Origin of the sequence: Candidatus Pantoea gossypiicola, assembly GCF_008632075.1 — a bacterium.
GTDB classification, from domain to species: domain Bacteria; phylum Pseudomonadota; class Gammaproteobacteria; order Enterobacterales; family Enterobacteriaceae; genus Pantoea; species Pantoea gossypiicola.
This window is the reverse complement of the sequence record NZ_VWVM01000014.1, coordinates 105,957-117,938: the sequence shown is the minus strand read 5'-3', so window position 1 is coordinate 117,938 and position 11,982 is coordinate 105,957. Positions and strand designations below refer to the sequence as shown.

Annotated in this window: 11 protein-coding genes and 1 pseudogene; 4 read left to right on the top strand and 8 right to left on the bottom strand. The window is 55.2% G+C overall.

All coding sequences use genetic code 11. The features are described from left to right. Positions 1 to 544: 544 nt before the first annotated feature. Entirely contained in the window at positions 545 to 1,213 is a 669-nt protein-coding gene (locus F3I20_RS17390; protein ID WP_150010999.1) for a YecA/YgfB family protein, read from the bottom strand. A gap of 358 nt (positions 1,214 to 1,571) precedes the next feature. Here F3I20_RS17390 and F3I20_RS24220 point away from each other — a divergent pair. Both F3I20_RS24220 and F3I20_RS17380 read left to right on the top strand, forming a co-directional pair. Next, positions 1,572 to 1,829, top strand: a pseudogene (locus tag F3I20_RS24220) (hypothetical protein); the annotation flags it as partial. A gap of 32 nt (positions 1,830 to 1,861) precedes the next feature. Beyond that, the gene (locus tag F3I20_RS17380) at positions 1,862 to 2,356 is read left to right on the top strand and encodes an RcnB family protein (protein WP_150010997.1); all 495 of its coding nucleotides are present in this window, start codon (positions 1,862 to 1,864) and stop codon (positions 2,354 to 2,356) included. A 45-nt stretch (positions 2,357 to 2,401) separates the two neighbouring features. Here F3I20_RS17380 and F3I20_RS17375 read toward each other — a convergent pair whose 3' ends face one another. The 4 genes from F3I20_RS17375 to F3I20_RS17360 are packed head-to-tail and all read right to left on the bottom strand — an operon-like array spanning position 2,402 to position 5,958. Next, the gene (locus F3I20_RS17375) at positions 2,402 to 3,514 is read right to left on the bottom strand and encodes an NAD(P)/FAD-dependent oxidoreductase (protein ID WP_150010995.1); all 1,113 of its coding nucleotides are present in this window, start codon (positions 3,512 to 3,514) and stop codon (positions 2,402 to 2,404) included. A gap of 19 nt (positions 3,515 to 3,533) precedes the next feature. Beyond that, positions 3,534 to 4,286 (bottom strand): amino acid ABC transporter ATP-binding protein, encoded by a 753-nt coding sequence (locus F3I20_RS17370; RefSeq protein ID WP_150010993.1) that lies wholly within the window; start codon positions 4,284 to 4,286, stop codon positions 3,534 to 3,536. After that, positions 4,279 to 5,085, bottom strand: a complete 807-nt coding sequence (locus tag F3I20_RS17365) for an amino acid ABC transporter permease (protein WP_150037612.1) — start codon at positions 5,083 to 5,085, stop codon at positions 4,279 to 4,281. Before F3I20_RS17365 ends, F3I20_RS17370 begins: the two co-directional genes overlap by 8 nt. Before the next feature lie 60 nt (positions 5,086 to 5,145). Continuing rightward, positions 5,146 to 5,958 carry an ABC transporter substrate-binding protein gene (locus tag F3I20_RS17360; protein ID WP_150010989.1) on the bottom strand — a complete coding sequence of 271 codons (813 nt, stop codon included), beginning with the start codon at positions 5,956 to 5,958 and terminating at the stop codon, positions 5,146 to 5,148. A gap of 193 nt (positions 5,959 to 6,151) precedes the next feature. Here F3I20_RS17360 and F3I20_RS17355 point away from each other — a divergent pair, with 193 nt between their 5' ends. Together F3I20_RS17355 and F3I20_RS17350 are read left to right on the top strand one after the other, a co-directional pair. Next, positions 6,152 to 7,237, top strand: a complete 1,086-nt coding sequence (locus tag F3I20_RS17355; protein WP_150037613.1) for a LacI family DNA-binding transcriptional regulator — start codon at positions 6,152 to 6,154, stop codon at positions 7,235 to 7,237. A gap of 148 nt (positions 7,238 to 7,385) precedes the next feature. Further along, positions 7,386 to 8,099 carry a GNAT family N-acetyltransferase gene (locus F3I20_RS17350; protein ID WP_150037614.1) on the top strand — a complete coding sequence of 238 codons (714 nt, stop codon included), beginning with the start codon at positions 7,386 to 7,388 and terminating at the stop codon, positions 8,097 to 8,099. A 13-nt stretch (positions 8,100 to 8,112) separates the two neighbouring features. Here F3I20_RS17350 and F3I20_RS24215 read toward each other — a convergent pair whose 3' ends face one another. The 3 genes from F3I20_RS24215 to F3I20_RS17335 all read right to left on the bottom strand — a co-directional run bounded on the left by F3I20_RS24215 (position 8,113) and on the right by F3I20_RS17335 (position 11,974). Beyond that, positions 8,113 to 8,868 carry a coiled-coil domain-containing protein gene (locus tag F3I20_RS24215; RefSeq protein ID WP_223813100.1) on the bottom strand — a complete coding sequence of 252 codons (756 nt, stop codon included), beginning with the start codon at positions 8,866 to 8,868 and terminating at the stop codon, positions 8,113 to 8,115. Positions 8,869 to 9,087: 219 nt separating this feature from the next. Continuing rightward, the gene (gene opgB / locus F3I20_RS17340) at positions 9,088 to 11,379 is read right to left on the bottom strand and encodes a phosphatidylglycerol--membrane-oligosaccharide glycerophosphotransferase (RefSeq protein WP_150037615.1); all 2,292 of its coding nucleotides are present in this window, start codon (positions 11,377 to 11,379) and stop codon (positions 9,088 to 9,090) included. Between the two features lie 205 nt (positions 11,380 to 11,584). Next, a complete protein-coding gene (locus F3I20_RS17335) occupies positions 11,585 to 11,974 on the bottom strand; it encodes a tautomerase family protein (RefSeq protein WP_098051578.1) in 390 nt (129 codons plus the stop codon). Positions 11,975 to 11,982: the final 8 nt, after the last annotated feature.

Genomic DNA, 11,982 nt, shown 5'->3' with positions numbered 1-11,982 from the left:
TTTATTTATTACTAATAACATCAGTGGGTTATGTGTTTTTTTTGCGGCCTGATTGACTGTTTTTTTATAAGTTTAAGCGTAGAAAATACGATTAGAATTAATGTTATTTTAACAAAAAATAATCGTGCGTTATCACATGGCAATAAATAACATTGTTTCATTTTTAGCATTAAATGCACTTTTCAATATCAGCTGATTGATAATGTCGTTAGATTGCAAATTTATAACTATTGTTAAAATACAGATGTATATCTATCAAGGTTTATAGGGAGCGTTAAACCCGGGCAGGCTATATCTGACGTGAACTCAAGGTGAATTTTTAAACATAATGTTTTCCAACTACGTAGAGTAAAAAAATATTAACTTTTATTCCTGAACGGGAAGGATGCTTATCACAGGAGGGTAAAATCGTGCTTACCTCAGCGATAAGCATGTTATTGTTCAGGGAATGCACTGCCTGATCGTAGAAGGTAACGGATAGATAATCTGGCGAGATCTGCCGGGCGGTGGTAACACCCGGCAGATGATTGGGCTAATCAGTCAATTAATGCAGACAGCACTGCTTATACTTTTTGCCGCTGCCGCAAGGACAGGGATCGTTACGGCCGGGCAGTTTCTCAGCTGAAACAGGTTTCTGTGGCACGGGAATCGCTTCCGGCTGGGAGATCCAGTGGTCATGCAGCGCCAGCGCAGCAGGGCGGATCGCCTCAATGCTGGCTTCCATCTCCTCCGGCGTCATAGCGTCAATCTTTTCGAGGTTCTCTTCCACACCATGCAGGGCGATAGCGTCCAGCGCAGGCTGCAGATCCGCTGGCAGAGCAGACCAGTCGGTCAGCGCGACACCGCGCATATAGCCGAAGCACCACTCTTCCACCACGGTAAACTCCAGGCCTTCCATCTCGCGGATGCCAAACAGCGGTTCGAACTGCTCCGGGAATTCAGATAAGCGGTCAGCCACATCATTCATATGCTGGAAGCACAGCGACATAAAGCGCGTCATTTCACGCTCGTTGCTCCATTTTGGAATCTGCTTCTCGCCACCCCACAGCGCCACCAGCCATTGGCTGGGTTCGACGGTCACGGGACCGGAGAGAACGGCAGTCAGCAGACCATCCAGTTCGGAGACATCAATAATTGACGCTTCGCTGCCATATTTTTCCAGCATATCTTCCAGCCATTGCAGCTCTTTTTCGGACAGTGGGCCTTCTTTCATGCGGTTGCCTCCCGGGCATATCAAATTTTAGCGCGGCGTTAAGCCTCAAAACCGCAGCAGTGTACACCCTTGTGGGCTGCAGCACAGCTAACCCTGTTCGGGCATTTCCTGGCAGCAAAACCGCGTTTAGCCTCTCTGTCACCCGTTATGCAACTGCAGGCACGTCGTATTTAAGGTGCGTTTTGCCGCTGACGCCGCTCTGCTGCGCATTAAATAAATGACTGACAGAAGGAAAACAGCGTTTCCTGCAGCATAGCTTTGGCTGGCTGTTTCACACGGATCGCCGCTATCGGCCAGTGGATGAGCAGATTAACAATGGGATTTAATCTGCCTGCTGGCGAGTGGTGTCACCCTCTCGCAGATCTCCGCGCTGGAGGGCTATATCGGTGGCTACACCAGTTTTATCGGCTATGACAAATGAAACGGCAATGCGATTTTGGTGCTGCAGAGCGGCTTTAACCGGAGCAACAATTCAGGCATTGCGTTGTTGGTCGATCTGGCAACTCAGGATAAAGTGGTCTGGTCCGTTACCTGGCCTGTGTGCAGTAAAGTGAACAGCGCTGTTTTTCCAGCACATAGCATCAGCACAACGGAACTGAAGTACGATAAACTTTAGCCTGACTGTCAAAATTCAACGTGGAAATCATTATGCGCAGGACTCAACGTGTACTTTTATCAATGGGATTACTGGTTGGCTCGCTGAGCCTGATCCCCGCTGTACAGGCTGCTGGCGAAGCAACGGATACCGTTCCGCCACCGCCGCAGATCCAGCCCGCTAATCCTGATGCTCAGAACGCTACGCCGGATGCCGGTGCGGCGCAAAACCAGGCACCGACCAGTTCACAGTCTAATGATGGTATTACGCCGACCACACCAAACACGCCGTCAACGGTCAATGGTGCGCGCCCTGATTACGAGCTCAGCACCATCATCATCGACTATAAACAGTACAAAATCGGTGACATCGTGCCAGAGAAGTACACCGATAAAACCTTCACCATCACTGAGTGGCAAAAGCGCAATCTGCCTGCCCCGCAGGAAAATACCCACTGGGCGTATATCAACGCTAACTATATTCTGATTACCAATGACACCGGTAAAATCGTCATGGGTAAATCGGGAGATATCTTCTTCCGCGGCTAATGCCGTGGCTAAATAAAATCAGCCGGTCGTGATGACCGGCTTTTTTTAGCCGAAACGCTCTGCACTAAAGCTTGCCAGCATCGGATGCTTCTCACCGCTTACGATCTCCTCCGCCAGTAATTCCCCGACAATCAGCGCCAGCGTTGCGCCCGAATGCGTGAACGCCACATAACACCCCGGCACCTTTTGCAGTTGTCCCAGCACCGGATCGCCATCGCCCGGAATCGGCTTCAGGCCAATTTTCCAGCTCTGAACGCTGAGCGGCTCGTCACCTCGTAATAGCTTGCTCGCTTCTTCTGCCAGCTTTGCCACGACTTGCTCATCAATATGGTAATCACCTCCGGCCAGCGGCTGGATATCCTCTTCATACCAGTCATGATCCAGCGCATAACGGTTACCGGGGTTAGGCCGGATGGCGGCGCGGGGCGTGTTCAGCACCGCTTTCAACTTATGGCTGCCCGGTTCCGTGATGACCAGCATGGAGACCGGCGATCCGTTGGGGATCGTCACGCCGAGAGGTGCTACCACATCCGGTGTCCAGGGGCCACAGGCGACCACCACCGCATCTGCCCGCAACTCGCCCTGTTCACTGTGGATGCCACAGGCACGGCCCTGATCGGTGAGTACGCTGGCTTTACCCGCATGTTCTATCACTTCACCCCCGCGCGCCCGAAACTGATTTACCAGATACTCTGTGAGATGTGGCAGGCTGACCCAGCCTTCACCGGGATTAAATATCGCCTGCGACGGCAGCGCGCCGGAATCGATGGCCGCATCCGCCTGCGCCACATTATCTGCAGTCATGAGCTGTGAGTCGTAACCGTGGGCTTTCTCATAGGCATGCCGCGCCTGGGTTCCGGCTGCATCGTCTTTAAACCAGCAGACCCCGCCATCAAAACGTAGCCAGTCGAGGTCAGGATGTTGAGCAAACAGGGTGCGATAGCGATCAATGCCCGCCATGCGCAGTGCATGGTAGGGCAGGGAGCGCTCACCCGCTGAGTTGAGCCACGACAATGAACGTCCCGATGCGCCGGAACAGAGCGCAGCTTCGGTCACCAGCGTCACCGCCGCACCGCGTTTGGTCAGCTCCAGCGCCGTCGAAACACCGATGACGCCACCGCCCAGTACCACCACTTTCAATTCAGTTTTTAACGCCATTATCAGGTTCCTTGCTCAGTTACAGCACTTCAGAGAGAAAACGTTGCAGTCGTGGCGACTGCGGTGCATCAAAAACGGCACCCGGCGGTCCGGCTTCAACAATCTCGCCTTCGTCCATAAACACCACCTGATCTGCCACTTTGCGTGCAAAACCCATTTCATGGGTCACTACAACCATTGTCATGCCGCGACGGCAGAGATCCGCCATCAGCGTCAGGACACCTTTCACCAGTTCGGGATCGAGCGCGGAGGTTGCCTCGTCAAACAGCATGACTTCGGGATCCATCGCCAGCGCGCGGGCAATCGCGACGCGCTGCTGCTGACCGCCGGAGAGATCGCGTGGCCGATGATCGGCGCGCTGTCCCAGACCCACCTCTTCCAGCCGCTGACGCGCAATCGCCATCGCCTGCGCTTTAGGCAAGCCTTTAACCCGCCACGGGGCCAGCGCCACGTTCTCCAGCGCGCTGTGGTCGGGGAAGAGATTGAAATGCTGAAACACCATGCCAATCCGCAGCCGCAGCGCATCGGGCTTGTCGTGCAGCACCGATCGGTCAGCCAGCAGGACATCCCCGGACTGTGGCTCATGCAGCCGGTTGATGCCGCGCAAAAGCGTCGATTTACCCGAGCCGGATGGCCCGATAATGCAGGTCGTGCTGCCAGGCGCGACCCGCAGCGAGACGTTACGCAGCACCTCAATCGGGCCATAGGCCAGCGTCAGATCGCGCAGCTCCAGACTGGCACCGTGCCAGCTCGCGCCGTTCAGGTTATTCATGGGTGCCTCCGATTCGGGGTTGCGTGACCAGTGAAACGCCGGGCGCTCTGACTTCATCCACCTCTTTTAAGCCGCTTTTCGGTGCCGTCAGACGACGGCGACCGGTGCGATAGCGCACATCGACATAGTTGACCATGTGTGTCAGCGGCACCGTGATGATCAGATAGAACAGCCCGGCCAGCATCAGGGGTGAGAGGTTGCCGGTGAGCACCGCCGCATCCTGACCCACGCGAAACAGCTCCCGCTGCTGGGTCATCAGGCCCAGCAGGTAGACCAGCGATGAGTCTTTGATGATGGCGATGAACTGGTTAACGATGGCGGGCAGCACGCGGCGGATCCCCTGCGGGATCACCACCAGCCGCATTGCCCGACCATAACTCATCCCCAGCGCCCGGCAAGCCTCCATCTGGCCGCGTTCAACACTCTGAATACCGGCGCGGAAAATCTCGCCCATGTAGGCGCTGGCGATCAGGCTGAGGGCGAAGATCCCCAGCGGATAGGGTGTAGGACCGAACAGCTGATAGCTGAAGCGCGCCAGGCCCTGACCAATCAGCAGAATGGTCAGAATTGATGGCAGACCGCGGAACAGATCGGTATAGAGCCGGGCAGGCAGACGCAGCCAGCGTGAGGGTGAGATGCCCATCAACGCCAGCAGAAGTCCGAATAGCGTGCCGAGCAGCGTGGCCGCCAGCGAGATAATCACCGTATTGACCAGCCCGGTGGTCAGCATCTGCGGCAGTACTTCCATCATTGATGGAAAATCAAAGAACGTGCGGGAAAGGATCGTGAACAAGTCCATCGCCGTCTCCATGCAGGGCGGGGGTTCCCCCGGTTAACTCAGGACGCGAACGTCCGCGTTTTACTGCCCGCCAGGCAGATACTGTTTTGGCATCGGCGATCCGGGGAACCACTTCTCGTAAAGTCGTTTCCAGGTGCCATCCTGCATCGCAGCTTTGATGGCACCGTCCAGCGCGGCCTTAAAGGCGGGTTTGCCTTTGGCGATGGCAATGCCAGCTGGTGCATCAAACGACGGGATGTCGGCGGCAGAGACCAGCTTAAAGCGTTCGGCGTAGCTTTTTGCCGCCTCGTAGTCCAGGAAGATGGCGTCGAGCGTGCCGTTGTTGAGCGCGGAGACAGCGCTATTGTTATCCGGGAAGCGCACCAGATCGGTCTGGGGGAAGTGTTCGACGGCATAGCTCTCCTGCAGCGTGCCCTGAACGACGCCGAGCCGGTGTTTCGCCAGGCTGGCGACATCCTTTACGCCGCTGTCAGAACGGGTGAGAACGGTGAGAAATCCCGCCAGATAACCCGTCGAAAAATCGACCGTTTTTTCCCGCGCAGGCGTGATGCCGATAGCCGCCACCGCCGCATCATACTGACCGTTAGCCACGGCCGGCATGATCGCCGGGAAGTCCTGACCAATAAAATCGACCTTATCGATCCCGATACGGTGGGCGACATCCCGGAAGAACTCAACGTCAAAGCCGGTGAACTGACCGCTGGCATCCGTGAAGGTGTAAGGTTTGGAGTCGCCGACGCTGGCGACCCGTAGCTGACCCGGTTCGATCAGCCCATAAGGATTATTATCGCTGGCAGCCAGCGTACAGAACGAAAGTGAACAGAGTGCGAGCGTGGTGCCGAGCAGTTTGCCCAGAGTGGTTTGCGATTTCATAGCTCATCCGTTTTTGCAGGTTTAAACATCAGAGACAGTTGAGCCAGCAATTATAATTGAGACCGGTCTCAACGCAGGTGGCACCTTAAGACGTGGGCATTGTGAGACCGGTCTCAAGGGGTTACAATGAGTTTAAGCACAGCCTTTTTTCGGCGTCAATATTCCTGTCATCAACCTGTGATTCAAAATAATTATGACGAGTCAGAAACGACAATCGAAAGCGCCGACCGTGGCGGATGTGGCACGTGCAGCAAACGTCTCAAAAGCTCAGGCGGCGCGTGCGCTGGGCGGTTATGGGGCAGTCAGTGATGAGGTGCAGGAGCGGGTCACCAGCGCGGCCTCTGCGCTGGGCTACCGTCCGAATGCTCTGGCCCGCAGCATGAATACCGGGCGTTCCAATACCATCGGGGTGATTGTCGGTGATATCGAAAATCCGCACTTTGGCCTTGCGCTGCGCGGGATGGCCGATGTGGCACGCACGGCGGGTTACCATCTGCTGCTCAGTAACAGCGATGAGAAACTGCAGGCTGAACAGGATGCCGTGCGGGTGATGCTGGAAAAGCGTGTCGACGGCATTATCGTTGCGCCATGCTGTTCAGAGCACCAGCACAACAGCCATCTGACGCAGGTACTGGAAGAGGGCAGAGCGCTGAAATTATTTGATCGCGCAGTGACTGACCTTAATGTGGAAGCGATCTGCTGCGAATTCACTGACGTCGCTGAAGAGGCGACCGCCCGGTTGCTGGAGGCAGGTCATCGTCATATCGCCTATGTCACCAGCATGGCGCTGGCAACCGACTACAGCACGCCAGACGATTTTGGCCTGACGCCAGTCGCCCTGCGCGTTGGCGGCATGATGCAGGCCTTTGCTGCCGCGGGCGTGGAGTTTGATCCAACGCTGGTGAAAGTGAACGCGCTGGATGAAGCGGAGATTGCCCGTATTGTGGCTGAGCTGTGGCAGCGTCCGCAGCCGCCTACGGCGCTGGTAGCCTCTGACAGCGTAGTCGCGATGTGGCTGCTGCGGGAAGTCATGCAGCGCGGACTGCGCATCCCTGCCGATCTCTCCTTTGTGATGTATGACAATTTTCCGTGGAGTGAGATTGTCACACCGCCGCTGACGGTGGTGGCGCAACCGGTCTATGACATGGGCCGTGAAGCCGCGCGACGACTGATTGCGGAAATACGCGGCGAAGCCGTCGGGCCGATGCCGCGCTTTGATGCCCGTCTGATGATCCGCCAGTCGATAGCTGCGCCGGCCAGCCTTGTCCGCGCGACATAACAGGCTTAACCGGGCCAGTCAGGTAAGCTATACATAGTTTTACAGATGCGTTTGCAGGCAATGGATCTCTGAATTTTCCAGGTTTGGTGCTTTTTAACCCACCATGATAGTGGCAATCTGCAGATATCATCTGCAGCCGGGAGGCGATATGTCACCACACCTGAATCAATTCGAACAGCCGGTCGGCCACTCTTTACCAGACTGGCAATCCCGTCCTTTGCCCCAGCATCAGGTTTTCACTGGCGAGTCCTGTCGGCTGGAGCCGTTCTGTGCAGCACGGCATGGTGATGCACTGTCTGAGGCCTGGGGGCTGGCTGAGGATGGACGCGACTGGACTTACATGTTTATGGGGCCGTTTGATGACCGGCAGGCGTGGCAGGATTATTTCAGCCAGATGGAAGGCAGTCGTGACCCGCTGCACTTTGCGGTGATCGATATCGTCACGGAGCAGGCGGTGGGCAGTCTGTCGTTAATGCGCATTCAGCCTGAACATGGGGGGGTGGAAGTCGGACACGTTGCTTTTTCACCAAGGCTGAAGCAGACCCGCATGGCAACGGAAGCGCATTTTCTGCTGATGCGTTACGCGTTTGAGACGCTGGGTTATCGCCGCTATGAATGGAAATGCGACAGCTGTAATGCCCCGTCGCGTAAGGCTGCGGCACGGCTGGGCTTCCGGTATGAAGGTGAATTCCGTCAGGCAATCGTCTACAAAGGGCGTTCGCGTGACACCAGCTGGTTTTCGATTATCGACAGCGAATGGCCGCAGGTAAAAAAGGGCCTGCAGCGCTGGCTGGCAGAGGAAAACTTTACCGCTGAGGGTCAGCAGCGCGAGAAGCTTGAAGCACTGCGCGACAGACCCTGACCGGGCAGTGGGATCACAGTAGAATATCTTTCAGGACCGCCGCCAGCAGGGTGGTGGTCATGAGGATAGATAACCGTTTGATCCAGCGCATATCGGTGGTCAGGGTCACAACCTCATTTCTCAGGCTGTCGACAGCGCCCGTTAATCGGAAATTCATTTCACTGAGCATTACTTCCATCTTATCCACTTTGATTTCCAGGTGATTAAAACGGATGGCCAGCTTGTCGGTTTTTCTTTCAACATGACCAAGCCGCTCGTCGATCTGATTAACTTTTATGGTGAGATGCCCGAGCCGTTCGTCGATCTGATTAACTTTTATGGTGAGATGCCCGAGCCGTTCGTCGGTCTGATCTACTTTCGTCGTAAGCTTGCCGAGTTGATCGTCAATCTGGTCGACTTTCGTCGTAAGCTTGCCGAGTCGATCGTCCATCTGGTCGACTTTCGTCGTAAGCTTGCCGAGCCGATCGTCAATCTTGTCGACTTTGGTCGTAAGTTTGCCAAGTCGGTCGTCAATCAGATCCACTTTTATCGTAAGTTTACCGAGCCGCTCGTCGGTCTGTTCAGCTTTTGTCTGAAGCTGGCCGATCCGGACGTCAATATGATTGGCTTTGGTCTGAATCTGACCGAGTTGCCTCCCGACCTGTGCGCCTGGCTGCCTTTGCTGCATATCGGTAAACACCTCCACCATCGCCTCCGCTTGCTGATCGTCGATCCCTGCCTGTTGCAGCGCTTTAAAGGCTTTATGGGTACTCATTGTTGTGCTTGTCATCACGACACCTCCCTGTGTACTCCAGCGATAACCGCATCATGACAGGCAAAAAGCGCATTACCACTTAGTCGGTTATATTTTGCGCGCTATGGCGAAAAATATCAATTAGTACAACAGGTAACGTACAGCGAAGTGCGGGCTGGCCCGCAACAGAAAGCCGATGACAGGATGAGGTGCCTCTGCGGATTATCGCAGAGGCGGAATGAGAAAAAGCGGGCGTTATGGCTGTGGTACGATTTTAATTTCAACCATACCGATGCCGAGTTTGCGCGGATCCTGACCGGTAATATTGCCGGTGTTACTCAGCTGCGGTTCAGGTGGCGCAATGACCAGCTGATGGCTGGCGTTTGGGTTGTCGAAATGCAGGATATGCGTCGATATTTCTTCACCCAGCGACAGCAGTTGCTGCTGATCGCCGACCCGAACCGGGATCGCGCGGTGTGCGTTGGGGCCATAAGCGCGTGCGGTAATAACCAGATCAAACTTAGCCGGGAGCGCATCAACATAATCGATACGCACTTCTGGCGCGAGATTGGCGTTTGACCAGCGCCCCCAGCTCTCTGGCCGTGAGATGCCGCTAAAGCTTTTAACCGTTTCTGGCGCGCCAGGCACGTCGAGCCGGAAGCTGTCAGCACTATAGCGAATGTTGTTATCTTCAATGCGGATCTGCGCCAGGTTCTGCTCGTAACGTGCATTACTGATTGTGCCGTCCGGGAACTGCACTTTGCCTTTCCACTGCGGTTTGTCGACATGCGTCACTGTTGGCGTGCCGCCGAGCTGCCCCGTCGCCACACAGAGATCGCCTGAGAGGGCCAGCGAAGGCTGCCAGAGTCGTGCCATTTTGAAACAGCGATCCACCCAGAGAAATTTATCGGCTGAGGCGAAATCTGCCAGCTGATAGCGCAGTGGGGCCGAATATTCCCCTTCCGGCATCGGCTCAACATGCTTATCGCTGATGCGGAACAGAATCGGCAGTTTAAAGGTGGTGCCTGAGAAGCTGAAGGTATTCTTCGCCTGATCCACCGTGAAGGTGTCTATCTTCTTCGGAAAATTCCAGAGCTGAATAATGTCGGGTTTCCAGCTCGCCACCTTACTCTTCATATCGTCGAACTGGGTGGAGAGTGAAAGAGAAGAAAGGCTGCTGCGGCCCAGGCCAATCGCGTTATCGCCGCCGAGAATATCCAGCAGCGTCGCGCCATTATCCAGCGTGCTGCGCTTCGCCTCCATCAGTTCCGCCTGCGGTTTATCGCCCCGGATCACCATGAACAGATTACGACGCGGTTGTTTGATCAGCCACGGATGCGCCGTATTATTCATTGCCAGATGATCAGAGCTCACCACAATCACGGTATTTTTAAACCACGGCGACGCTTTGATGCGCGCAATCAGGCGGGCTACATGTTCCTGCGAGCAGGCGACCGCACTGAAAGACTGATTCGGTTTGCCGTCAATGCTGTAGCTCCTGCGATCGCAACTGCGTGAGATAAACCCGTCCGGGTGATGCGTATCGACGGTCAGTGTAAACAGCGCAAAAGGCTTACCGGCCTGGGAGAGTTCCTGATACTTATCAAAGACTTCATCCAGCACCGTATCGTCGTAATAACCCCAGTTATTGCGGTAGGCAGGATCGGCAACGTGGCTTTTCAGCTCCTGCGAACCATAAAGATTTTCGGGGTCGAAACCGTGCGATTTCAGAAAGACATCTTTACCGGCAAAACGCAGATCGGCACCCTGAATAAACCAGTTCTGGTAGCCGGAGTTTTTCAGGATGTCGCCCAGACAGACGTTTTGCGGATAGAAGCTGGAGAGCGACGCCGACGCATTACCGTCAAACGGCGCAAACAGCGGAATGCCACACTGTGAGGCGACCATGCCTGCAATGGTGTAATCGGTACCGGGTAACTGTTCGGTTTCGCTGAAGTCGATACTCTGCTCTTTCTGCCGGCTCAGCTCAGGTGCCAGGCCAGGAAAGGCGATGGGGTCGAAATAGGTGCGCTCTAAGCTTTCACCATAGATGTAAACCACGTTGAGACGCGGCTGTTCAATACGATTACGCGGCACTTTATAGAAGTTGTCGAAGTCAGAGTCCGCCATCTGGGTATGCGACACGATGAGCGTTGCGACCTGACGAAAGGCCGGGGTAGTCTGCACCGAGCCGAGCGCGCAGGCGGCCGCCAGCAGCGACCAGCCCATGTGATGCGGACGCTTACGCCGACGCAGAATCCACGACAGCAGGCAGAACAGCAGGAACAGCACGATTATCAGCCCAATCGCGGGCACCACATATTTACTGACACCCGCGCCGGTCAGGCTATTGGTCAGGGTATAGAGCACCGCATCGTTGATGCCGTCCCCGGTAAAATAGTTGCTGGCATACAGGGTGGCGTTCAGCACAACGAAAATCACCAGCAGGATAAGAACAAGAATAAACCAGAATTTGTTACGCCCGGCTTTACAGGAATAGATTGCAATAGCGGCCAGAAACAGCACGACGGAGACCCATTCGGACAACGGTAAATCCTCTCTCTACAGGGTTGCACGAGGCTTCACGCAACCGGCCATCTTCGGGGGATGGCTTTTCGACAATCTATATTGGCTGTCATCCGGCTGCAACATATCCGGCCCGATTTGTGCGGTGGAGAACAGATTGGTTCAGAAGGGGGGCAGACGTGACGGTGGCTGGCGCACCGTCAGCAGAGCAGGCGTCAGGGCGTTTTCAGAGTTTGCCGGTGAGGTATTGCGCTTCGCCGTCGGCAAAACTCCAGTCACCTTTGTCGTTGGTGATAAAGCTGATCATTAAATCATTGCCCTGCACGCCACAGTGCTCACGCAGCTCACGCGCCAGCTCCGCCATAAAATGCTGCTTCTGTTCACGGCTGCGCGGGCTGGTATAAACCCGCACCATCACCAGATTATCGCTTCGGCTGAATCCCAGGCCGGTATCCTGAAACACCATCTGATAACGCTTGTTTTCCTGAACAATCTGATAACGATCGCGCTCAGGCACGTTAAAGGCTGTCAGCACGGCACGGTGCGCCGCATCCAGTAGTGTACGCAGTTCTGATTCTGAACGACCCTGAATAACATCGAACTGTAGCAGTGGCATAGTGAATT

Excerpts from the sequence above, each read along its gene's own strand:
- F3I20_RS17375 (WP_150010995.1), bottom strand. The coding sequence starts at position 3,514 with ATGGCGTTAAAAACTGAATTGAAAGTGGTGGTACTGGGCGGTGGCGTC.
- F3I20_RS17390 (WP_150010999.1), bottom strand. The coding sequence starts at position 1,213 with ATGAAAGAAGGCCCACTGTCCGAAAAAGAGCTGCAATGGCTGGAAGAT.
- F3I20_RS17370 (WP_150010993.1), bottom strand. The coding sequence starts at position 4,286 with ATGAATAACCTGAACGGCGCGAGCTGGCACGGTGCCAGTCTGGAGCTG.
- F3I20_RS17365 (WP_150037612.1), bottom strand. The coding sequence starts at position 5,085 with ATGGACTTGTTCACGATCCTTTCCCGCACGTTCTTTGATTTTCCATCA.
- F3I20_RS17355 (WP_150037613.1), top strand. The coding sequence starts at position 6,152 with ATGACGAGTCAGAAACGACAATCGAAAGCGCCGACCGTGGCGGATGTG.
- F3I20_RS24215 (WP_223813100.1), bottom strand. The coding sequence starts at position 8,868 with ATGACAAGCACAACAATGAGTACCCATAAAGCCTTTAAAGCGCTGCAA.
- F3I20_RS17360 (WP_150010989.1), bottom strand. The coding sequence starts at position 5,958 with ATGAAATCGCAAACCACTCTGGGCAAACTGCTCGGCACCACGCTCGCA.
- F3I20_RS17335 (WP_098051578.1), bottom strand. The coding sequence starts at position 11,974 with ATGCCACTGCTACAGTTCGATGTTATTCAGGGTCGTTCAGAATCAGAA.
- F3I20_RS17380 (WP_150010997.1), top strand. The coding sequence starts at position 1,862 with ATGCGCAGGACTCAACGTGTACTTTTATCAATGGGATTACTGGTTGGC.
- F3I20_RS17350 (WP_150037614.1), top strand. The coding sequence starts at position 7,386 with ATGTCACCACACCTGAATCAATTCGAACAGCCGGTCGGCCACTCTTTA.